At 47.1% G+C, this 21,184-nt stretch carries 22 protein-coding genes and 1 pseudogene; 13 read left to right on the forward strand and 10 right to left on the reverse strand.

Translation table 11 applies throughout. The features are described from left to right. Window positions 1-132 precede the first annotated feature (132 nt). Both ABDB98_RS05005 and yhzE2 read left to right on the forward strand, forming a co-directional pair. Window positions 133-219, forward strand: coding sequence for a YjcZ family sporulation protein (locus tag ABDB98_RS05005; protein WP_016938346.1), 87 nt, complete (start codon window positions 133-135; stop codon window positions 217-219). A 124-nt stretch (window positions 220-343) separates the two neighbouring features. After that, entirely contained in the window at window positions 344-430 is an 87-nt protein-coding gene (gene yhzE2, locus ABDB98_RS05010; RefSeq protein ID WP_013351705.1) for a sporulation protein YhzE2, read from the forward strand. Window positions 431-484: 54 nt separating this feature from the next. Here yhzE2 and ABDB98_RS05015 read toward each other — a convergent pair whose 3' ends face one another. Continuing rightward, a complete protein-coding gene (locus ABDB98_RS05015; protein WP_003155245.1) occupies window positions 485-703 on the reverse strand; it encodes a hypothetical protein in 219 nt (72 codons plus the stop codon). A gap of 60 nt (window positions 704-763) precedes the next feature. Then, entirely contained in the window at window positions 764-1,294 is a 531-nt protein-coding gene (locus ABDB98_RS05020) for a DUF3267 domain-containing protein (RefSeq protein WP_016938345.1), read from the reverse strand. Between the two features lie 210 nt (window positions 1,295-1,504). Between ABDB98_RS05020 and ABDB98_RS05025 the strand changes: the two genes are divergently transcribed. Beyond that, entirely contained in the window at window positions 1,505-1,846 is a 342-nt protein-coding gene (locus ABDB98_RS05025; protein ID WP_438421538.1) for a YhaI family protein, read from the forward strand. On the opposite strand, the gene ABDB98_RS05030 is transcribed toward ABDB98_RS05025, so the two are convergent. Both ABDB98_RS05030 and ABDB98_RS05035 read right to left on the reverse strand, forming a co-directional pair. Next, window positions 1,843-2,454, reverse strand: coding sequence for an HTH-type transcriptional regulator Hpr (locus tag ABDB98_RS05030; protein ID WP_438421539.1), 612 nt, complete (start codon window positions 2,452-2,454; stop codon window positions 1,843-1,845). The genes ABDB98_RS05025 and ABDB98_RS05030 overlap by 4 nt on opposite strands. 179 nt (window positions 2,455-2,633) lie before the next feature. Next, window positions 2,634-2,990: a YtxH domain-containing protein gene (locus tag ABDB98_RS05035; RefSeq protein WP_007409224.1), complete on the reverse strand. Its 357-nt coding sequence runs from the start codon at window positions 2,988-2,990 to the stop codon at window positions 2,634-2,636. A 118-nt stretch (window positions 2,991-3,108) separates the two neighbouring features. On the opposite strand from ABDB98_RS05035, the gene ABDB98_RS05040 reads away from it, so the two are divergent. Next, window positions 3,109-3,300, forward strand: a complete 192-nt coding sequence (locus tag ABDB98_RS05040) for a hypothetical protein (RefSeq protein ID WP_007409223.1) — start codon at window positions 3,109-3,111, stop codon at window positions 3,298-3,300. A 57-nt stretch (window positions 3,301-3,357) separates the two neighbouring features. Here the strand turns inward: ABDB98_RS05040 and ABDB98_RS05045 are convergent, their stop codons facing one another. From ABDB98_RS05045 to ABDB98_RS05055, 3 genes are all read right to left on the reverse strand, one after another. After that, complete coding sequence (locus ABDB98_RS05045) at window positions 3,358-3,876, reverse strand: tryptophan transporter (RefSeq protein ID WP_016938343.1); 519 nt, start codon at window positions 3,874-3,876, stop codon at window positions 3,358-3,360. 120 nt (window positions 3,877-3,996) lie between these two features. Continuing rightward, a complete protein-coding gene (gene serC, locus ABDB98_RS05050) occupies window positions 3,997-5,076 on the reverse strand; it encodes a 3-phosphoserine/phosphohydroxythreonine transaminase (RefSeq protein ID WP_438421540.1) in 1,080 nt (359 codons plus the stop codon). Between the two features lie 135 nt (window positions 5,077-5,211). Then, window positions 5,212-5,649 (reverse strand): HIT family protein, encoded by a 438-nt coding sequence (locus tag ABDB98_RS05055; protein ID WP_007409220.1) that lies wholly within the window; start codon window positions 5,647-5,649, stop codon window positions 5,212-5,214. A gap of 489 nt (window positions 5,650-6,138) precedes the next feature. Between ABDB98_RS05055 and ecsA the strand changes: the two genes are divergently transcribed. The 3 genes and pseudogenes from ecsA to ABDB98_RS05070 all read left to right on the forward strand — a co-directional run bounded on the left by ecsA (window position 6,139) and on the right by ABDB98_RS05070 (window position 8,849). Further along, complete coding sequence (gene ecsA, locus ABDB98_RS05060) at window positions 6,139-6,882, forward strand: ABC transporter ATP-binding protein EcsA (protein ID WP_016938341.1); 744 nt, start codon at window positions 6,139-6,141, stop codon at window positions 6,880-6,882. Then, on the forward strand, window positions 6,875-8,101 hold the full coding sequence (locus tag ABDB98_RS05065) for an ABC transporter permease (protein ID WP_438421541.1): 1,227 nt from the start codon (window positions 6,875-6,877) through the stop codon (window positions 8,099-8,101). The genes ecsA and ABDB98_RS05065 overlap by 8 nt, the downstream gene beginning before the upstream one ends. Before the next feature lie 42 nt (window positions 8,102-8,143). Then, window positions 8,144-8,849 (forward strand): annotated as a pseudogene (locus ABDB98_RS05070) (EcsC family protein). Window positions 8,850-8,872: 23 nt separating this feature from the next. Here the strand turns inward: ABDB98_RS05070 and ABDB98_RS05075 are convergent. The 3 genes from ABDB98_RS05075 to hmoB form a co-directional block, all read right to left on the reverse strand. Then, window positions 8,873-10,060, reverse strand: coding sequence for a M20 family metallopeptidase (locus ABDB98_RS05075; protein ID WP_438421542.1), 1,188 nt, complete (start codon window positions 10,058-10,060; stop codon window positions 8,873-8,875). A 68-nt stretch (window positions 10,061-10,128) separates the two neighbouring features. After that, a complete protein-coding gene (locus ABDB98_RS05080) occupies window positions 10,129-11,514 on the reverse strand; it encodes a hypothetical protein (RefSeq protein ID WP_438421543.1) in 1,386 nt (461 codons plus the stop codon). A gap of 115 nt (window positions 11,515-11,629) precedes the next feature. After that, complete coding sequence (hmoB, locus tag ABDB98_RS05085; protein WP_438421544.1) at window positions 11,630-12,130, reverse strand: heme-degrading oxygenase HmoB; 501 nt, start codon at window positions 12,128-12,130, stop codon at window positions 11,630-11,632. Between the two features lie 122 nt (window positions 12,131-12,252). Between hmoB and ABDB98_RS05090 the strand changes: the two genes are divergently transcribed. The 6 genes from ABDB98_RS05090 to ABDB98_RS05115 all read left to right on the forward strand — a co-directional run bounded on the left by ABDB98_RS05090 (window position 12,253) and on the right by ABDB98_RS05115 (window position 21,177). Next, window positions 12,253-14,394 carry a transglycosylase domain-containing protein gene (locus ABDB98_RS05090; protein WP_438421545.1) on the forward strand — a complete coding sequence of 714 codons (2,142 nt, stop codon included), beginning with the start codon at window positions 12,253-12,255 and terminating at the stop codon, window positions 14,392-14,394. Between the two features lie 123 nt (window positions 14,395-14,517). Further along, window positions 14,518-15,579, forward strand: coding sequence for a uroporphyrinogen decarboxylase (gene hemE, locus ABDB98_RS05095; protein ID WP_438421546.1), 1,062 nt, complete (start codon window positions 14,518-14,520; stop codon window positions 15,577-15,579). Between the two features lie 75 nt (window positions 15,580-15,654). Next, window positions 15,655-16,590: a ferrochelatase gene (gene hemH, locus ABDB98_RS05100; protein WP_438421547.1), complete on the forward strand. Its 936-nt coding sequence runs from the start codon at window positions 15,655-15,657 to the stop codon at window positions 16,588-16,590. A 27-nt stretch (window positions 16,591-16,617) separates the two neighbouring features. Continuing rightward, on the forward strand, window positions 16,618-18,051 hold the full coding sequence (gene hemY, locus ABDB98_RS05105; protein ID WP_269775495.1) for a protoporphyrinogen oxidase: 1,434 nt from the start codon (window positions 16,618-16,620) through the stop codon (window positions 18,049-18,051). A 148-nt stretch (window positions 18,052-18,199) separates the two neighbouring features. Next, on the forward strand, window positions 18,200-18,772 hold the full coding sequence (locus ABDB98_RS05110; RefSeq protein ID WP_016938331.1) for a TetR/AcrR family transcriptional regulator: 573 nt from the start codon (window positions 18,200-18,202) through the stop codon (window positions 18,770-18,772). A gap of 71 nt (window positions 18,773-18,843) precedes the next feature. After that, window positions 18,844-21,177 carry a YhgE/Pip family protein gene (locus ABDB98_RS05115; protein WP_438421548.1) on the forward strand — a complete coding sequence of 778 codons (2,334 nt, stop codon included), beginning with the start codon at window positions 18,844-18,846 and terminating at the stop codon, window positions 21,175-21,177. Window positions 21,178-21,184 lie beyond the last annotated feature (7 nt).

Below are 21,184 nucleotides of genomic sequence, written 5' to 3' on the forward strand. Positions count from 1 at the left end.
ATTAAATTGCATATGCGTATCATAACATATTGTGGCTTTCTGTAAAAAGATTTTAAATAAAGGGCATTCGTCTAGTCAAACTTTTTCCTGATACATACAAATATATTGATCATGAAAAGGAGGTAATGAACCATGGGCGGAGGATATTCAAACGGTTTTGCACTGCTCGTCGTATTGTTCATTTTGCTTGTCATTGTAGGTGCAGCTTACATTTGCTAAGCGAAACGGATCGCTTTTTCCAAAAGCGGTCCATTTTCTTACCCGGGCGCCTAATCGTTTCTGAAGTGAATTGCATATGATGTAATTGGAAAAATAAAACGTTTTGTAGGAGGTGCTTCTGGAGATGGGTGAAGTATTTGCAGGCGGTTTTGCGTTGTTGGTTGTTCTGTTCATCTTATTGATCATCATCGGCGCTTCTTGGATTTACTAAGAAAAAAAGATGGCTCCGCGTTAATCCGCCGGCAGCCATCTTTTTTTTGCCTGTTTACACAGTAAAGGAGATCTCGACGAACGAAGAGATCAATAAAATTAAAATAGAAACATTAATAAAACGGAATACCTTATCCTGCCGGTCTTCAGGAATCTCTCTGACAAGGCATAATGTATTTGTGAGCCTGTTTATGAAATAAAGAATAAACAGGGCAGCCACGATAAAATAGAATAAAATGATGGGAGATTCCCCCTCTCTCTGAACTGCTCCCATATTACATTACCAAATATTTATTGAAAAAGATAGAATGTAAGCTGAAAAATCAGCGGGACATCAGGACTCCGGCACTTTTTTTACTAAAATATCAAAGCCGTCGGATTCCTGGTCAATCAGACATGATTTCGGCGCTTTGACCAGATGCAGCGCAAACAGAAGATCAGGCAGGCAATAGCCCGCATGAATGCTCGAAATCATATAAAAGTAATGGGCGTGTCTCGGAAATGCCAAGCCTGCATAAAATAACACCGGCGTAATGAATAAAAACGGGCTGATCGTTGAAATCAGCATCGTTGTTTTCGGTATGCCTTTCCATGTCGGCATCCGCAAAAAGTACATTTTCATTTCCTTTTTTCTTTTTTTGCAAAACATCGGCAGGACATGTATGACTTTATGTACAAATAAAGTAACGACGAGCAGAACGCAAAAAGCTAATACATGCCCGTCACTTAAACTGATATTCGGACGAAGCAGCCCGAATGCCAAGAAGTTGCATATAAAAAACAGGATCATAAAACCTACAGCAGTCAATAATAAACGAACCGCACCATAATCTTTAATCAGATTAATGGTTTTCCAGCAATTCATCAGAGTCATCCTTCCGTACAAATATGGAATACAATCTCAAAATAATTTACTCTCTTCAGGAGAAAAAATCAATCCTTTTTTAAAGAAAAAAATAAACCCGGAAAGAGAAGAACAGAAGAGAGCGGTGAAACATGGAAATGTACGGTTTAACCTTTCTTCTCCATTCATTATCAGCTAAAATAAGATTAAAGATAGAAAGAAGTGAAACGGATGGATTCAATGGATCAGCGTATCGGGCGGTTAGAATATTACATACAATTGCTGGTGAAAACGATGGATATGGATAAGTACCCTTTTTATGCGATGATGATTGAAAAAGGGCTGACCGAAGAGGAAGGTGAAGAGGTCGGGCGGATCTGCCGCGAATTGGAGGACGAGCTGGAGTCGCAAAAAGCGCAAGGCTTTGTGACGTTCGACAAGCTCCTTGCGCTTTTTGCGGGACAGCTGAACGAAAAATTAGATGTTCATGAAACGATTTTTGCTTTGTACGAGCAGGGGCTTTATACAGCGCTGATGGAAGAATTTATCGAGATTATGAAGCACTTTGATTAACTGCTGACCGGTTCCAGCTCTTCAGCCGTTTCATGGTCAGCCGATCCGCCCGTTTTTTTCTTCAGGCTTCCGTCTTCACTTTCAAAATCATTGTTTATGTTTGTCAATGATTTCTCGAATATCTCCATAAAATCTTCCCCGTAAATGTGGCGGATGACACAGGTCAATTCTTCCATCTCCGGGAACTTCCCGAATAAGTGGTAGAGCGGCTGTGAACCTTTAAACACCGCGTTTCTCGACGGGTCAAACTCCTCTAGCAGACTTTCAAATACTTTTTCCCCTTCTTCTGTTAACTGAATGTACGTGTTCCGCTTGTCATTCAGCCGCTTGGAAAAATTCAGATACCCGCGTTCTTCAAGTTTTTTTGAAAAATTAAATGCAGTTGATACGTGCATAACGCCGAATTTGGCGATTTCCGAAATAGAAGCTCCTTTAAGCTGATAAGCAATCCATAATATGTGATGTTCATTAATATTAAGATCGTACGGCTTCAGCCAATTCTGCCAGTCTTTCTCGATAGATTTCCACAGCGCTTTGGACAGCTGCGCCATTTTTTGGGTATAGATTAAAGCTTCTTTTAAATCGTAAGGCGGTTCAACACGATTCAATACAGATCACCTGCTTCACATTTTCTTTTCCTCTATTATGCCAATAAAATAAAGATTAATAAAGATGAAAATTTAAGAATTTTATAATAAATTCTCGATCCGTTGCTGTGAAAGGCTTTAAACCGCAAAAAAAAGTGCGGAACGCAATATGTCCGCACTTTTTTTGGTTGTATAGGATATTAGTTTTGTAAGGTTTTCTCCAGCTGTCTGATTTTCTCTTCAATATCAGCGATTTCCTTTTGGAGATCCTGCTGGTGCGGCTTGATTTCCTCCTGCCACCTTTTAATGCTTGTCTGAAGCTCTCCGCCTACGTCTTTAATCACTTCGGCGCTTTCTTTCGCCGTTTGGACAAGCTGGTCTTTCAGCGCCATTCCGTCTTTTTTTAACCGTTTGATTGTGTCCTCAATAGAATTGCAATTCGCTTTGATTTTGCCCCGCAGCTCTTTTCCGGATGAAGGAGCCGAAAGCAAAACCGCTGCGCCTCCGATCAATCCGCCTACGAAAAGGCCTGTTAAAAGGGAACGTCCGTCAGCCATTTGAAATCACCCCGTTTTTTTTCTCATAAGCTTTTACCATTTTTGTTCAGAAGAATAAACTTCTATACATAGCTTGCTTTATTTTAGCATATTTTTTAAGGGAAAAGGAGGGAGAAGGTTGTCTGTCTTCATGATTGTTTTATCTTGTATGGCTCTTGTCTTTGCGGCGGGCGCCGTTTATTACCTGAAACTGCTCGGCCAGGCCGCTTCTTATCCGCCGAAGCGGGTCGTCCGCCAAAAGGCCATTGTCTGCTCAGCAGGAACCGCCCTCGCATTGTTCCTTATCTTTTTCACAAAACTTCTCGTATGAAACATGCTGAAACACATTAAAAAACCTCTTCCGGCCGGAAGAGGTTTCAGTATGCGGCTATTTTGCCGTTTCAATCATATTGGACCGTTTTAAGATCGTCTGCACAATCGGATACATGATGATAATGGCGATCGCGTTCAGCGCAGCCGCCGGAAGGACGACCGCGAGCACCAATGCCGTGAATCCGCCCGGCAGGCCGACAATCAAAAGGGCCAGCGCCAGAAAGATCACACCGGAGATGAAAGTGCCGGCTATCGTAATGACGGCAGCCGCCGCTGTTTTCACGCTTTTTTTCACCAAAAGCGCCAGTGCGAGAAACAGAAACGCCGTTACCGGTTTTTCAATGATATTCGGAAGCTGTCCCCCCGGAAAAGATGTCGTGAGTGCGGAAATGATTCCCGTAACAATCCCGATCATCAGCACGTTCTGCACACGGGGGAATAACAGAATTCCCATGAACATCATCACAAGCATCATGTCGGGTTTCATTCCGAATAAAACCGGCGGCATAATGGAATGAAGCACCGCTCCGATTGCCGCAAACAGGGCCATAATGACTAATTCTTTTGTTTTCATACTAAGCTCTCCTCTGCTAAGCTTTTTCGCCATCCAATAATATGCTCGTCATTTATTGCGATGGCCGGAAAAATTGATATGCCAACAGTATATCAAAGGAACTGTCAGGGTAGAAGAAATTTATTCGTTTTCCTGCTGGAACTTTTTCATAAACTGAGCCAGTTTTTCACAATCAGCCAGGCTGACGGCGTTGTAAACAGACGCCCTGCAGCCTCCGACTGAGCGGTGGCCGGCGAGTCCGGTCATTTTTGCCGCTTTCGCTTCTTCAACGAATTTTTTCGTCAGACTGCTGTCGCGGAGGGTGAATGTAATATTCATGTGAGAACGGCTGTCTTTTTCGGCATGGCCCGTGTAAAATCCGCCGCTTGCATCGATTGTGCCGTACAGGACATCCGCCTTTTCCCGGTTGCGCCGCTCAGCCGCTTCGACACCGCCGTTTTCAGCCAGCCATTCGAGGACGAGGCTCAGCATATAAATCGCAAATGTAGGCGGCGTATTATACAGTGAATCAGCTTTTGTGTGGGTGGAATATTTCAAAATTTTAGGAACGTTGGCGTTTTCGTTTTCAAGCCATGATTTTTTCATGATGACGACCGTAACGCCGGACGGCCCGAGGTTTTTCTGGGCTCCGCCATAGATGACATCAAACTTTTTGACATCAAATTTTCTGCTCAGGATGTCGCTTGACATGTCGGCTGCGAGCGGAATCGGTGAATTCGGGAACTCTTTCCACTGCGTTCCGAAAATCGTGTTGTTGGACGTAATATGCAAGTAGGCGCCGTCTTTTATCTGTGAGAGGTCCGCTTTCGGTATATGATTGTGGTTTGAATCTGCGCTTGTTGCCGTGACGGATGTGTTTCCGAACAGTTTCGCCTCAGCGAGGGCCTTTTCAGACCATGCGCCCGTCACAATGAAGTGCGCCGTCTTCTCTGGCGTTAAAAAGTTCATCGGCAGCATTGAGAATTGAAGGCTTGCTCCGCCTTGGAGAAATAAAATATCATAATCGTCGGGGATATCCATCAGTTCTTTCAGAAGGGTTTTCGCTTTTTGATGCACCGCGTCATATTCTGTGCTCCGGTGGGAAAGCTCCATGACAGACATGCCGGTATCATTGAAGTTGATAAATTCTTTCTGTGCTTTTTGCAGCACATCCAGTGGAAGGGCTGCGGGTCCTGCATTGAAATTAGTTGTACGTTCCATTTTTACGATCTCTCCCTGTTTTCCGCTTTAGTGTAAGAAATAATACAATTATCCTATCACAATTTTTAGATTTTTTTGATATGAAAAAATATTATTTTATGTATTTTATGTTTCGGGCGCAAAAAAACCTCATCCTTAAGATGAGGCAAGCCGTTTTCTGACGGTTGAGGCGATCTCCTGAAGATCGTCAGGCGTATAGTCTTCGGCATGTGTCTTCCAGACGGCTCCGAATCCGTCGCCTTTTCCGTAACGCGGAATGATATGCATGTGAAAATGGAACACGGATTGGCCCGCTTTTTCACCGTTGTTATTGAGAATATTCAGCCCGATCGGCTCGAATTCATCCCGGATGGCACGCGCGATTTTCGGCACCGCTTCAAAATATTCTTTAGAAAGCTCAGGCGTAAACTCGTACACGTTTTCGATATGTGTTTTCGGAATGACGAGCGTGTGGCCTTTTGTGACCTGGCTGATATCGAGAAACGCAACGACGTGTTCGTTTTCATATACTTTTGAAGACGGAATGTCGCCGGCAATGATTTTGCAGAAAATACAATCGTCCGCTTTGTGCATAGATGGGTTTCCTCCCTGAAAAGAAATATATGTATATTCTCATCGTACCACAAAACCCGCCGAAATAAAAAACAGGATGAACGGCTGGCGTTCATCCTGATGCAGAAGTACGAGCTTTATCACAGAAAATTGAATATGCCTTTTGTAAGCACCTCATTTGTTTTTAAAATGAAGACTTATGGGTCTGCTTGATCATTCCTGGGACAAACACCTCATTTGATTATTTCATCATGACTGAAGAACATCATCAAAGCAGTGTGTGAAGAAATTGTAAGCATAAGACATGTTGATTTTCATCCAACTGTTCTAAGACGTCTTTTATAAACACCTCATTTTCAGTTGATTAAAGCTGTTTCCTTCTACACACATTATGATGTCCGCTATCACGATAACTATGCAGGCTTTTTACGTGAGAAAAAAAGGGAATCGTTTCAAATCAGCCTTTATTTTTGGTACTATGAAGAAAAACGAATCAGAAGGGGAGAAATTATGTCTCTGCTATCGGTAAAAGACTTAACCGGCGGTTATACGAGAAACCCGGTTTTAAAAAATGTTTCATTCACCCTTGAGCCGAACCAGATTGTCGGACTCATCGGATTAAACGGCGCGGGCAAGAGCACGACGATCCGGCATATTATCGGTTTAATGGACCCGCATAAAGGCTCGATCGAGCTGAATGGCAAGACGTTTTCAGAGGATAAAGAGGGCTATCGTTCGCAATTTACGTATATCCCCGAAACGCCGGTGCTGTATGAAGAACTGACGCTCAAAGAGCATTTGGAGCTGACGGCCATGGCGTACGGCCTTTCGAAAGAAACGCTTGAAAAAAGGCTTCCGCCGCTTCTGAAAGAATTCAGAATGGAAAAAAGGCTGAAATGGTTTCCCGCTCACTTTTCCAAAGGGATGAAGCAGAAGGTCATGATCATGTGCGCGTTTCTCGCGGAGCCTTCGCTTTATATTATTGACGAGCCGTTTCTCGGGCTTGACCCGCTTGCGATCAATGCATTGCTGGAACGGATGGACGCCGCGAAAAAAGCCGGATCAAGCGTGCTGATGTCAACGCATATACTGGCGACGGCAGAGCGCTACTGTGACGCTTTCATCATTTTACATAACGGCGAAGTACGCGCAAGCGGCACGCTGGAAGAATTGAGAGAGCAGTTCGGCATGAGAGACGCCGCTCTTGATGATTTATATATTGAACTGACGAAGGAAGACGCCGGCCATGAATAATATGTCTACGATTTGGCAGTCCCGGCTTGAAGAGCATATAAAGGAAACCAGAATGTATATGAAATATATGCTCAATGATCATCTCGTCATTGTCCTGATCTTTTTTATTGCCGGCGCTGCGAGCTGGTACAGCAAATGGGTCAAAGACATTCCCGTTCATTTCCCGTCCTTTTGGGTGATGGCGGTGCTCTTTTCTATCGTGCTGACGGGTTCATACGTCCGGACGCTGTTAAAGGAAGCGGATCTCGTGTTTCTGCTGCCGCTTGAACCGAAAATGGGGACTTACTTTAAGCATGCATTCAAGTACAGCTATCTGTCACAGCTGTTTCCGCTTATCGCTCTGTCGCTTGTATGCATGCCTCTGTTTTTCGCTGTAAGTCCGGGGGCGTCGCTTGCGTCGTATGCCGCCGTTTTTATTCAGATGCTGGCGGTGAAAGCGTGGAATCAGGCCATGGAGTGGCGGATGACATTTATGAATGACAGAAGTATGAAAATGATGGATGCGGTGATACGCTTTATCTGCAACATGCTGCTTTTATACTTCGTCTTACAATCGTTTTATCTGTATGCTGCCGCCGTCTACATTGTGATGGCCGGCCTTTATGTCTATTTCACATCAGCCGCGAAACATAAATCGTTAAAATGGGAAGCTCATATTGAATATGAATTAAGAAGGAAGCAGCGGTTTTACAGAATCGCCAATCTGTTTACCGATGTGCCTCACTTGAAGAAACAGGCAAAACGCCGGGCGTATCTCGACTTTTTGCTCAGAATGATTCCGTTCGACCAGCGGAAAACGTTCTCCTATATGTATGCCCGGGCCTTTCTTCGTTCAAATGATTATCTGGGCATTCAGGTCAGGCTCACGATTATTTTTATCCTGATTATTATGCTCGTTTCCGCCAATCCGTTGATAACGGCGGCGTTAACCGTATTTACCGTCTTTATTACGGGGATACAGCTTTTGCCGCTGTTCGGGCATTTTCAACATCTGTCGTTACAGGAGCTTTACCCGGTCAATCAGAAAGCGAAGCTGAAAAGCTTCTTTTCACTGATGAAATCGGCGTTGACTGTGCAGGCACTGCTGTTTTCGGCAGCGTCGGCCTATGCCGCGGGAGTCAGCGGGGCGCTTTATGCCGCTATCGCTTCAGCCGTCCTGATCTTTGTGATTATGCCTTCGTATATGGGCGGCAGATTGAAAAAGTACGGCAGGCTGTAATCAAACGGGTTTTTGAAACCTATACGAAAGAAGGAGACGCGGATGACCGGCGATCAGCAGCTGATACAGGAAGCCCTGCAATGGAAAGCGCGTTTTTTGCGTAAGGATTCCATGTTTGAACGTTTTTCTAAAGGTATGCAGGCGAAAATAAATGAGCGGATTCCCGGAAAAATTCATGCCGTCATTCACAGAAAGCATTAAAAAAATGACCGAAGCAACAATGGCGGGGTCAAACCTGATAAAAAGCAAGCGGGATACAAGCGGCATGTCGCTTTCAGAAAAAGATGCCCTCGCCAGACAAACCATCGCATCCTATCAAAAGGTGGCGGCAGCCGAGGGCATCGGTACGGGGGCCGGCGGAATTTTTTTTGGGATGGCCGACTTTCCTTTGCTGTTGTCCATTAAAATGAAATGTCTGTTCGATCTTGCCTCCATTTACGGCTATGATGTGAATGATAGAGATGAACGATTGTTTTTGCTGTTTATTTTTCAGCTTGCTTTCTCAAGCGGTGAACAGCGGAAACGCATATATTCAATGATTGAACATTGGGATTCAAAAAAGCATGAAGTTGATTGGAGAGTTTTTCAGCAGGAATACCGCGACTATCTGGACGTGGTGAAATTGTTTCAGCTTTTGCCGGTCGTCGGAGCCGCCGTGGGCGGAGCGGCCAATTATAAACTGCTGTCACAGCTCGGCGAGACGGCAAGGCACGTTTATCATTTAAGAATTACAGCAGCCGGTACGTAATGTACCGGCTGTTTTTTAGTGCCCTATCGGGGGTAGCTCACCGCGGCGCCGATCAGCACCTTGGCGGCGGTCAGCATCGCTTTTTCATTAAAATCAAATTTCGGATGATGGTGAGGGTAAATAGATTTCGCATCGTCTAAAGCGGCGCCCGTAAAGAAAAAAGCGCCTTTTGTATGCTGCAGATAATAGGAAAAATCCTCTCCCGCCATCTGCGGCTCTCCTTCAACGACTTTCGTGACGCCGTCTGTTTCCGCGGCGGCTGCCGCAGCGTGCGCCGCTTCCTCCGGATGATTGACGACGGCGGGATAGCCGCGTTTGAAACGATACTCATAGGAAGCGGAGTGCATGGAACAGATCCCTTTTACGACGGCTTCTATTTCTGCTTCGAGCAGGCTGCGCACCTCTTCATCAAACGAGCGTACGGTGCCTGTGATGACTGCCTGATCAGCAATGGCGTTAAACGGATTTTCAGCGATGAATGAGCCCGCTGAGATGACGGCCGGCTGCATAGGGTTTACACGCCGGCTCACGATATGCTGAAGGGCCGTGACGATTTGTGAGCCGATTAAAACGGCGTCTTTCGTATCGTGAGGGATCGCACCGTGGCCGCCTTTGCCGATGACTTTAATCGTAAAGCCGTCAGCGGCGGCCATCACTGGGCCCGGGCGGCATAAGACCGTTCCGACGGGTTCAGTCGCCCATAGGTGTGTGCCGAAAACGGCATCGACATGTTCAAGGCAGCCGTCCTCAATCATTGATTTTGCTCCGCCGGGAGATAATTCCTCGGCGTGCTGGTGGATCATTACAAATGATCCTTTCAGTTTTTCCCGGTTGTGATAAAGCACTTTTCCGGCAGCAAGCAGAGCCGCCGTATGGCCGTCGTGGCCGCAGGCGTGCATGACGCCGGGAATTTGTGAAGCATAGGGCACATCTTTTTCATCCTGTATCGGCAAAGCATCAAAATCAGCCCTGAGCGCGACACAAGGTCCCGGTTCTCCGCCTTCAATATAGGCTGTGACACCGTTTCCCCCCACGTTCGTCCGGATGGGAACGCTGAGCTTTTCATAAAACGAAGCGATGAAAGCCGGCGTTTTTTTCTCTTTAAAGGAAAGCTCGGGATTCCTGTGAAGGTGACGTCTGATTTCAACCATTTCCTCGTACAGCCCGTCAAGCTGAGCGTACAAGCTTTTTTGAAGTGTCGTTAATGTCAAAAGCGGTGCCCCCTCGTCTGCTTTTCCCATGATTGTATAGAAAATGTCAGAAGATTTCAATCTTTTTGCTACGGAAGAATGATGATGGCAGCAATCGTCGTGACGATAAGTCCGGCCGTCACCGGGATAAAGTTTTTTCTGGCAAGCTCAAACGGGTCAACTTTACAAATAGCCGCTGCGGGAATAAGTGCCCAAGGGACCAATGTTCCGCCCCCGACCCAGATCGCTGAAATCTGGCCCAGCGCCGTTAAAACGGCCGGATTCGTATGAAGCGCGGCGGAAAACAGCTTTGCCATCGACCCTGCAAGAGAAATACCGGAAAAGCCTGAACCGTCAAGCCCGGTAATCGCGCCGACTGCGGTCAGGGCGATGCCGGCGAATTCCCCGGACATCGGAAAGGAGTGGGACAGCGCCAGGCCAAGGTCATTGACGATACCCGCAGATCCTTTCGGCAGGGGGGTGTTCAACATACTTTTAAATCCCGCGTCACCGAGATAAAAGAACGCCGCGATCGGAATGACGGGGCCGAATACTTTAAAGCCGAATTGAAAACCGCCGATAAAATACTCAGTGATCTTTTCTAAATGCCGCTGCTTATGCACGATGAAATGAATGATCAGGAGAATGCCGATCGCCGTTCCCCCTACGAGCGCCGTCGCATCATTTCCTTGCAGGCGGTAGACGATCATACAGATAATATCGGCGAGGAAAACAAGCGGAATGAGAACAGCCAGAGTCACCCTGAATTTTTTCGGGAGATACATGCTTGTGTCCAAAGAACCGGAGCTGTCAAAGGAGAGGGGGACCTGCGTTTTTTTTCGCTCCCGCATGATGAGAAAAAAAGCGGTGATTGTCGTCGTTAACCCCATGATTAAAACGAGCGGAATACTAGCCTGCATGACATCGCCCACAGGAACGCCCGCGGCATCGGCTGTCAATTTCGGCGCCGCCTGAATGACGTAATCACCTGATAAAGCGAATCCGTGGCCGAACAGGTTCATCGCCATTGCCGCGGCGATCGGAGAAAGGCCCGCCCGGATCGCCGCGGGAAGCAGCACAGCGCCGATCAGCGCCACACCGGGTGACGGCCAGAAAAAAAGAGAGATGGCAAACATCAGGCAGCCGATGATCCAATACGCGGCAGCCGGCCCCTTCATCAGCTTCGCAAACGGAGAAATCATCGCTTCATTAATACCTGTTTTGGTCAAAAGGCCGCTCATCGCCACGATAAAACAAATAATAAAAATCGTCGGCAGCAATTCCCCGGCGGCATACGTGAAGCTGTGAAACAGGCTGCTGACCGAAGCGGAGAATGAATGCGTCGTCCATAGCGCAATCACAAAAATACCGGCAAGTGAAATAAAGGTTGTATCTTTTCTGAGAAGCATAAAAACGATAATGGCCGCGATAAAAGCAACATAAAGCAGATGTACCGAGTAGACGCCGATCCCCAATTGAACCACTCCGTTTATAAATAGGATTGCTACAGGTTATTCATAGGCGGGCGGAAGGTGCAAAGGGGGAAGCGGAAAATCGGGACTAAAAAAAGCCGGAGAATCTCCGGCGGTTTTAATCTATAGCGTAATAAGCGGTTACATAAGACGGGCGGGAGAAAATGGACGTCGTGTCGATGCCGGCTGATGTTCCGCGTTTTTTATGGGCTTCCTGATAAGAGTTTGACTGCTGCCAGCCCTGAAAGGCTTTTTCCTCTTCCCACAGGGTCAGGATGACATACGTATCGCCTTCAAGCGGCCTTAATACGCGGATGGCTTTAAAGCCGGGTTCATTTTCCACTTTGCCGGCGCGGTTTTTAAACCGGTTTTCAAACAGCGGACGGCCTTCCTGGGTAACGGCGATGTTATTGAGGACGGCGTAGCCCGGATGTTTGATTTCCCCGACACTGTCGATGCTTTCATAGGAATGGGGCGCCTGAAAAACGGTTTCTCCATTTGTTTCATGGATTAAAATCGCATTTTCCTCTCCTTGCATCAGCACCATATTCTCATTTGGGTGTTTCTTTGCAATCGTTTTTAAAAAATCGGCTGTCCCATATGTAATATAAACCTTCATATCAGCCACCTCCTGCTTGCTAGTATAACAAAAGAGTGGTATAAGTTTCTATTGGCGACTCATTCTGACATAATTCGAAACAATATTTCCCATACTACAAGTTAAGAAAGGCGAGGTGACTTATGCTGAAAAAGAAAAAAAGATTCTTTATTCCGGCTGTAATTGCGGCGGTAACCGCTTTTCTCGCGTTAATCGGATACATTATCATTATATTTCTCGGCCATTATGTCATCGATGAAAAGAAATTAATCCTGCACGCATCTTCAAAAATTGTCGATCAAAACGGTGATGAAATCGCGAGTCTTTATACGGAAAACCGTGAACCGGTATCCATTCAGGAAGTTCCTGAAGATGTGAGAGATGCCTTTATCGCCGTTGAAGATAAACGGTTTTACGAACATCACGGCATTGACGTGAAGTCTGTCGGCCGGGCGATGTTCCGGGATATTTTAGCGGGCGGCAAGGTGGAGGGCGGAAGCACGATCACCCAGCAGCTGGCGAAAAACATTTTTCTGACTCATGATAAAACATTTTTGCGCAAAACGAAGGAAGTCATTATCGCCATCAATCTTGAGCGTGATTACAGCAAGGATAAGCTGCTTGAAATGTACCTGAACCAGCTCTATTTCGGCCATGGCGTTTACGGCATTCAAGCCGCGTCTCACTACTATTTTAATAAAGAAGTAAAAGATTTAACCGTTGCAGAAGGCGCCGTTCTGGCGGCTATACCGAAGGCGCCTTCCCTTTATTCGCCGATTCAGCATCCCGGCAAAAATAAAGAGCGGCGCGATACGATTCTTTCCATGATGAACGATCAAGGCTATATCAGCGCAAAAGAAGCCGTCAGAGCCCAGGGCCGGACATTGGGGCTTCATATCAAGAAAACATCTGAAACGCCTTGGTTTGACAGTTATATCGATCTTGTCATCAAGGAGGCGGAATCCCGTTATTCGATGTCAGGCGAACAGCTTCTTCAAGGCGGCTATACGATCCGGACATCGCTTGATTCCAAACTGCAGAAAACGGCATACACGCTCATGAGAGAAAGCGGCTATTTTCCGGGAACGGATCAGGCGGCGGAAGGAAGCGCCGTCTTTATTGATAATAAAACCGGAGGCGTCCGCGCGGCGGTCGGCGGGCGCGACTACGTGACAAAAGGATACAACAGGGTAACGGCGCCGCGGCAGCCGGGCTCAACATTTAAGCCGCTTGCCGTATACGGGCCCGCCATGCAGGAGGACAAGTTCAAACCATACTCGCTTCTTCAAGACAAACAGCAGTCTTACAACGGGTACGAACCGAAAAATTATGACGGACAGTACAAGGGGCAAGTGACGATGCAGGACGCAATCACATACAGCATAAATGCGCCCGCTGTCTGGACATTGAAGCAGATCGGCGTGGATACGGGAAAATCGTATCTTAATAAAAACGGCATAAACATTTCTGACAACGGACTCGCGATTGCGCTGGGCGGTCTGTCAGAAGGCGTCACCCCGCTTCAGCTGGCCGGGGCTTATCATACATTTGCGGCAAACGGAATGTATACGAAGCCATTTTTTATAGAGAACATCACGGACGAAGACGGAGAAACGATATCCGGGCCTAAAAACGGCAAAACGCGCGTCTTCAGCGGACAGACGGCATGGAATATGACGAGGATGCTTCAGCAGGTCGTAAAAGAAGGAACCGCTTCACAAGGCAGCTATCAGGGCGGCCTGGCGGGGAAAACCGGCACGACGTCATTTACCGGCGTTCCCGGCGCCACGAAGGACGCCTGGTTTGCGGGATACACTCCCGGACTGACGGGAGCCATCTGGATGGGGTATGACAAAACAGATAAAACCCATTACCTGAAAGGCGGAAGCCAGTATCCTGTCAGACTCTTTAAAGATATCGTCACAAAAGCGGGGGAAAACGGCAAAACATTCAAAAAGCCCGAAAATGTGAAAGAACTGGGAAGCCCGATTGAGCTGAAAGCGGTGAAGTCCCTGTCGGCCGGTTATACATTTAAGGCGATGGGACTGATTACGGTTCAATTAAAATGGGATGCCCAAAAGGATGATCGGGTTGTTTACCGAATATATGAAAAGAAAGACGGAAAAGAGAAGCTTCTGGATTCGGTGAAAGGAAAAGGCAGCTTTGACATACCATACGCCAACCTGTTTTCAGGGGCTTCATACAAAGTCGTTCCATATAATTCACAGACGAATCAAGAAGGAGAGGGAACGGAATACGTTCAGCCGAAGCTTTTCTCTTCTTAATGATGAATTCGGCGATTTTTTGAACATTAGGCCTCAATTCTATACCATTTTAAAAAAACAAGGTATAGTGTAATGGGCGAAGAACACGAACGTATGGTTGCAGGAGGAAAGGTGGAAATTCAGATGAGTAAACGAGAAGCGTTTAATGATACGTTTTTAAAAGCGGCACGGGGAGAAAAAACAAATCACGTCCCTGTCTGGTACATGAGACAGGCGGGGAGGTCACAGCCGGAATACCGCAAGCTGAAGGAAAAGTACGGCTTAGTCGAAATTACGCATCAGCCCGAGCTGTGCGCGTATGTGACGAGACTTCCGGTCGAGCAGTACGGAGTGGACGCTGCCATTTTATATAAAGATATTATGACGCCTCTTCCTTATATCGGAGTGGATGTTGAAATTAAAAACGGAATCGGCCCGGTGATCGATCAGCCGGTGCGCTCTGCTGCGGATATTGAAAAGCTCGGCGAACTGAATCCCGAACAGGATGTTCCTTACGTGCTGGAAACGATCAAATTACTCGTAAACGAACAGCTGAATGTCCCGCTCATCGGTTTTTCGGGAGCGCCTTTTACGCTGGCCAGTTATATGATTGAAGGCGGGCCTTCTAAAAATTACAACAAAACAAAAGCGTTCATGCACAGTATGCCGCAAGCGTGGCAGATGCTGATGGACAAGCTCGCGGATATGATTATCGTTTATGCAAAAGCGCAGATTAACGCCGGCGCAAAAGCCATTCAGATTTTTGATTCCTGGGTCGGCGCGCTGAACCGCGAAGATTACCGGCAATTTATAAAACCGGTGATGGACAGGATTTTCCGGGAGCTTTCAGCAGAACAAGTTCCGCTGATCATGTTCGGCGTAGGCGCAAGCCACCTGGCCGGAGACTGGCATGACCTTCCTCTTGACGTTGTCGGTCTTGATTGGAGACTCAGCATAGATGAAGCCAGAAAACAAGGCATCATAAAAACGGTTCAGGGCAATCTTGATCCGTCGCTTCTTCTTGCGCCTTGGGAGGTCATCGAGAAAAAAGCGAAAGCGATTCTTGACCAGGGTATGAAAACGGATCGGTTTATTTTCAATTTAGGACACGGCGTATTCCCTGATGTAAACCCGGAAACGCTGAAAAAGCTGACGGCCTTTGTGCATGAATACTCCGCGGCTAAAATAGGGGAACAATCTTCCTGAGCAGATCGTTGGTTATAAGAAGATTTTCCTGTCAAAATCAAGATAGACAGACCATCAAAAGAGGTGTTTAACAAAATGAGCAGCAAAAAGAAAATGGGACTTCTCGTTATGGCTTACGGAACGCCTTACAAAGAAGAAGACATAGAACGTTATTATACACATATCAGACGCGGAAGAAAGCCGGAGCCGCACATGCTTCAAGACTTAAAAGACAGATATGAAGCGATCGGAGGCATTTCGCCGCTTGCAAAAATTACGAAGGAGCAGGCGGAGAAGCTCGGACAGCGTTTAAATGAAATCCAGGACGACGTCACATTCAAAGTGTACATCGGATTAAAACATATTGAACCGTTTATCGAAGACGCGGTGGCGGACATGCATAAAGACGGTATTACAGAAGCTGTCAGCCTGGTGCTCGCCCCTCATTTTTCAACATTCAGCGTCCAGTCATACAACAAACGCGCCAAAGAAGAAGCGGAGAAGCTTGGCGACTTGACCATCAAGTCGGTTGAAAGCTGGTATGATGAACCGAAATTCGTTGATTATTGGGTCAGCCAGGTGAAGAAAACGTATGAATCAATGCCGAAAGAAGAACGGGATGACGCGATGCTGATCGTCTCAGCGCACAGCCTTCCTGAAAAAATTAAAGAATACGGCGATCCGTATCCTGACCAACTGGAGGAATCCGCAAAACTGATTGCCGAAGGCGCCGGAATTACCGATTACGCAGTCGGCTGGCAGAGCGAAGGGAACACCCCTGATCCGTGGCTCGGACCGGACGTGCAGGATCTCACGCGCGAGCTGTATCAAAAGCATCCTTATAAAGCATTTGTATACGTGCCCGCAGGCTTCGTTGCCGATCATTTAGAGGTGCTTTACGATAATGATTACGAATGCAAAGCTGTGACCGATGAAGTCGGCGCAAGCTACTATCGTCCGGCCATGCCGAACGCACAGCCCGAATTTATCGACGCGCTTGCAGCGGTCGTGCTGAAAGAGCTGGACAAGTAGAACTAAACGGTAAAGAAGGCGATAAAAATGAGTGGCGATAAAAAACATCTGGTCATCATCGGCGGCGGCATAACGGGATTAGCCGCCGCCTTCTACATGGAAAAAGAAATCAAAGAAAAACAGCTGCCGCTTGAGGTCACCCTGATTGAAGCGGGCCCGAGAGCGGGCGGCAAAATTCAGACGGCGCATAAAGACGGCTACATCATTGAGCGGGGGCCGGATTCTTTTCTCGAAAGGAAAAAAAGCGCTCCGCAGCTCGTCAAGGATTTGGGGCTTGAGCATCTGCTCGTCAACAATGCGACCGGCCAATCTTACGTGCTCGTCAACGAGACGCTTCACCCGATGCCGAAGGGCGCGGTGATGGGCATCCCGACAAAAATCGCACCGTTCATCTCCACCGGCTTATTCTCTGTTCCCGGAAAGGCGCGGGCGGCGCTTGATTTTGTTCTGCCTGCGAGCAAACCGAAGGAAGATCAGTCTCTGGGTGAATTTTTCCGCAGACGCGTCGGTGACGAAGTTGTTGAGAATTTAATAGAACCGCTTTTGTCAGGGATCTATGCCGGAGATATTGATAAGCTGAGCCTCATGTCCACATTTCCGCAATTCTATCAGACTGAGCAAAAGCACAGAAGTCTGATTCTCGGCATGAAAAAATCGCGTCCGCAGCCTTCAGGACAGCAGCTGACGGCCAAAAAGCAGGGGCAGTTTTTAACGCTGACAACAGGGCTTCAAACGTTGGTGGAGGAACTGGAAAAGCAGCTTACGCTGACAAAAGTGATGAAAGGCACGAAAGTCACCCATATCGGCCGCGAGGAGAAAGGATATTCCGTGACGCTGGATAACGGCAAAGTGCTTCATGCGGAAGGATGCATTGTAACAGCGCCGCATAAAGCCGCGGCGAAAATGCTTTCTGATCTGCCGGCGGTTTCATGTCTCAAAGACATGCATTCTACGTCCGTCGCCAACGTCGCCTTAGGGTTTCCTGAGGGAGCCGTCAAGATGGAGCATGAGGGTACGGGATTCGTTATCTCAAGAAACAGCGACTTCTCCATCACGGCCTGCACATGGACGAACAAAAAATGGCCGCATGCGGCGCCGGAGGGCAAAACACTCCTCAGGGCGTACGTCGGAAAAGCCGGAGATGAATCCATCGTAGATCTTTCAGATAATGAGATCATTAAAATCGTAATGGAAGATTTGAAAAAAGTAATGAATATCAAGGGCGAGCCGGAAATGACCTGTGTGACCCGCTGGAACGAAAGCATGCCGCAGTACCATGTCGGCCATAAAGAGCGCATCAAAGAGTTCAGAGATGCGCTGAGAGCTTCCTATCCGGGTGTATACGCGACGGGCGCGTCTTTTGAAGGGGTGGGCATCCCCGACTGTATCGACCAGGGAAAAGCCGCCGTATATGATTCACTGGCTTATTTATTTGAAACGTACCAGCCTCCGTTATCTTAAAACGGAGGTTTTTTTGCATGTTCCCGTTCTGTAAAGGGAACACCAATAAAAAGAAAAAACATTTGAATCTTCTTTGCGACTGTGATAAGTTATCTTATGTACAAAATGACTAAAACGTTCAAACGGTCAATTTAACGAGGTGGGAAACATGTCCGTCGATCGGAAAAAACTCATTCTGGAAGCGGCAACGAAGTCTTTTACACAATTCGGCTACAAAGCAACGACAATGGATCTGGTGGCGAAGCTTGCAAATGTGGGGAAGGGAACCATCTATACGTTTTTCAAAAACAAAGAAGAACTGTTTGATGACATTTTCACCACTATTTTAAGAGAAATGAAGGAACACGCCGATGAAGCGATGAAACCGGAGCTTTCATTTCACGAAAATGTCCACCGGGCGCTTGTCGCGATTTTGGAATTCAGAAAAACACACCAGCTGACTATTAAAATTTTTCAGGAGAACGCCGAGATTGGTACAATAGCCGTTCAGGATGTCATTGCGAAAATGGAGCGGGCCATTCTGTCATATATTAAAGAAAAGATAGAATATGCCATTGAAAACGGGAGCATTAAACCGTGCGATCCGGAGCTGACCGCTTTTGTCATGCTTAAGCTTTACATCGCGCTGATATTTGACTGGGAAAAAAACCATCCGCCTCTTGAAAAAGAGACGATCGCCGAATTGCTGGAAATGTATGTCGGTCAAGGATTATCTAAATAGATGATCCTTCACTTTTTAGGTGCCGTGACCGTTTTGTCAAATGAGTCAGTTTGCGGAAGGAGGCAACAGGGTTGAATACAATAAAAAGCCAGTGGAAAGACATTGTAACGAGCAAGAAACTGTTAATCCCCATCATTGCCATATTATTCGTTCCGCTGATCTACAGCGGAGTGTTTTTGAAGGCGTACTGGGACCCGTACGGCACGGTGGATCAGCTGCCGGTTGTCGTTGTCAACCAGGATAAAGGGGCGGACTACGAAGGGAAACATCTTCAGATCGGTGACGATCTAGTGAAAGAGTTAAAGAAAAATGATAATTTTGATTGGCATTTTTCAAGCAATCTTGATCAATCGTTAAAGGACTTATTAAATGCTAAATATTATTTAGTGGTCGAGATTCCTGAAGGTTTTTCGAAAAACGCCAGCACGGTAATGGATAAAAATCCGAAAAAGCTGGATCTGAAATATCATACGAACGCCGGATCCAACTATGTCGGGGCGACAATCGGCGAAAAGGCAATCGATAAACTGAAAGCCTCCGTGTCGAAAGAAGTGACAGAGCAATACGCAAAAGTCATTTTTGACAACTTTAAAGATATTGCCAAAGGACTCGGCAAAGCCAGCAGCGGCGCCAAGAAAATAGACGACGGCACGAAAAACGCGAAAGACGGCAGCGCCAAGCTGAAGGAAAATTTAGCGAAGCTTACTGAAAGCACCGCAACCATCAGCGATAAAACGCAGCAGCTTACCGACGGAGCGGCGAAAGTGACAAGCGGAATCCAAACGCTTAACAGCTCTATCGCAAAACTGCAGAGCGCAAGCGCCGACATTCAAGATAAATCAGGACAGATTGCTTCAGGAGGAGGCCAAGTGGCCAGCGGGCTGAAAACGAGCCTTGACGGGCACAAGCAGCTCCAGCAACAGCTTCCGGATTTAACGAATGGATTAAGCGCGTTAAACAGCAAGGCGCAGGAAGCATCGCAAAAAGCGGCGGCATTTGAAGATGCGATCAATTCAGTCAACCTCTCAGATATTGAAAAAGCGGTTGGGGAGCTTGAGCAGACTGAAAAGGAATTGCAGCAGTTTAAGAAAAAGCTTTCCGATCTGAAAAACAGCCTGGACGCCCGGGATGACGCGGTCAAAAAGGTGATTCAGGACAGTGATTTCTTAACGGGTGAGCAAAAAACGAAACTGGTTCAGCTTCTGAATGAGAAGATTCCGAAGGCTGACCTTCCGGATTTAGATAATATCGTCAGCCAGCTTCCGTCCGGCGGAGATGTTCAGCTTCCGGATATGTCAGTGATAAAAAGCGCGCTGGAAGATGTAAAAGCGAAGGCTGATCAGCTGAAAGCACTGCCGCAGTCCACATCGAAACTGTATAACGGCGCGGCGGCGGTACAAGACGCGATTAACCAGCTGACAGCGGGAACTGATAAATTATACAGCGGAGCGCAGACTGTCTTTGAAAGCCAAAACAAACTGACGGCCGGCATCGGCGAATACAACAGCAAGTTCAGCCAGCTCAAATCAGGATCAGAAGCGTTAGTGTCAGGGAGCGGCCAAGTCTCAGGCGGCTTAACGAAACTGCTTGACGCGCAAAACAAAATCCATGACGGCTCGTCCAAAATTGAGCAGGGCCAAGCGTCACTCGGCACCGGTTTAAGCAAGCTTTTAGACGGCACCGGACAATTGTCCGGCCAGCTGAAAGATGCGGCCGATCAAACCGGAGACATTAAGACAGATAACAAAACGTACAGCATGATTGCCGATCCGGTAAAAACAGACGATAATGCGATTCATTCCGTGCCTAACTACGGCACCGGACTGACGCCTTATATCCTGTCTATGGGCTTATATGTCGGCGGATTGATGCTGACGGTCGTATTCCCTCTGACAGAAGCTTCGGGCCGGCCGAGAAACGGGTTTGAATGGTTCCTCAGCAAATTCAGCGTCATTCTGCTCGTCGGCCTGATTCAATCCGTTATTGTCGCAACGGTTCTGTTAAAAGGAATCGGACTTGATGTGGAAAGCACCTGGAGATTCTATCTCTTTACGATGATTACGAGCATCGCGTTCTTGTCCATGATTCAATTATTAGCGACTACGATGGGAAATCCGGGACGTTTTATCGCTGTCATCATTCTGGTGCTCCAGCTCGGGGCAAGCGGAGGAACCTTCCCGCTTGAACTTCTGCCTGGATTCTATCAAGTGATCCACGGGGCACTGCCGATGACGTACAGCATCAACGGGTTCCGTGCCGTCATTTCAAATGGCGATTACGGCTACATGTGGCAGCAGGCATCGATTCTATTAGGCATTGCCGTTGTCATGATCGTGCTGACCATCGTGTACTTTACGGTGCAAAGCAAAAAAGAACACAAAGCGGAAGAAGAAATAACAGCATAAGAAAAAG

It is taken from the genome of Bacillus siamensis, from assembly GCF_051628075.1.
Lineage (GTDB): Bacteria > Bacillota > Bacilli > Bacillales > Bacillaceae > Bacillus > Bacillus siamensis.

What these genes read in the sequence shown, in the direction of transcription:
- ABDB98_RS05045 (WP_016938343.1), bottom strand. Translation starts at nt 3,876, where the DNA reads ATGAAAACAAAAGAATTAGTCATTATGGCCCTGTTTGCGGCAATCGGA.
- hemE (WP_438421546.1), top strand. Translation starts at nt 14,518, where the DNA reads ATGAGTAAACGAGAAGCGTTTAATGATACGTTTTTAAAAGCGGCACGG.
- ABDB98_RS05065 (WP_438421541.1), top strand. Translation starts at nt 6,875, where the DNA reads ATGAATAATATGTCTACGATTTGGCAGTCCCGGCTTGAAGAGCATATA.
- hmoB (WP_438421544.1), bottom strand. Translation starts at nt 12,130, where the DNA reads ATGAAGGTTTATATTACATATGGGACAGCCGATTTTTTAAAAACGATT.
- ABDB98_RS05020 (WP_016938345.1), bottom strand. Translation starts at nt 1,294, where the DNA reads ATGAATTGCTGGAAAACCATTAATCTGATTAAAGATTATGGTGCGGTT.
- ABDB98_RS05035 (WP_007409224.1), bottom strand. Translation starts at nt 2,990, where the DNA reads ATGGCTGACGGACGTTCCCTTTTAACAGGCCTTTTCGTAGGCGGATTG.
- hemH (WP_438421547.1), top strand. Translation starts at nt 15,655, where the DNA reads ATGAGCAGCAAAAAGAAAATGGGACTTCTCGTTATGGCTTACGGAACG.
- yhzE2 (WP_013351705.1), top strand. Translation starts at nt 344, where the DNA reads ATGGGTGAAGTATTTGCAGGCGGTTTTGCGTTGTTGGTTGTTCTGTTC.
- serC (WP_438421540.1), bottom strand. Translation starts at nt 5,076, where the DNA reads ATGGAACGTACAACTAATTTCAATGCAGGACCCGCAGCCCTTCCACTG.
- ABDB98_RS05005 (WP_016938346.1), top strand. Translation starts at nt 133, where the DNA reads ATGGGCGGAGGATATTCAAACGGTTTTGCACTGCTCGTCGTATTGTTC.
- ABDB98_RS05055 (WP_007409220.1), bottom strand. Translation starts at nt 5,649, where the DNA reads ATGCACAAAGCGGACGATTGTATTTTCTGCAAAATCATTGCCGGCGAC.
- hemY (WP_269775495.1), top strand. Translation starts at nt 16,618, where the DNA reads ATGAGTGGCGATAAAAAACATCTGGTCATCATCGGCGGCGGCATAACG.
- ABDB98_RS05090 (WP_438421545.1), top strand. Translation starts at nt 12,253, where the DNA reads ATGCTGAAAAAGAAAAAAAGATTCTTTATTCCGGCTGTAATTGCGGCG.
- ecsA (WP_016938341.1), top strand. Translation starts at nt 6,139, where the DNA reads ATGTCTCTGCTATCGGTAAAAGACTTAACCGGCGGTTATACGAGAAAC.
- ABDB98_RS05110 (WP_016938331.1), top strand. Translation starts at nt 18,200, where the DNA reads ATGTCCGTCGATCGGAAAAAACTCATTCTGGAAGCGGCAACGAAGTCT.
- ABDB98_RS05025 (WP_438421538.1), top strand. Translation starts at nt 1,505, where the DNA reads ATGGATTCAATGGATCAGCGTATCGGGCGGTTAGAATATTACATACAA.
- ABDB98_RS05015 (WP_003155245.1), bottom strand. Translation starts at nt 703, where the DNA reads ATGGGAGCAGTTCAGAGAGAGGGGGAATCTCCCATCATTTTATTCTAT.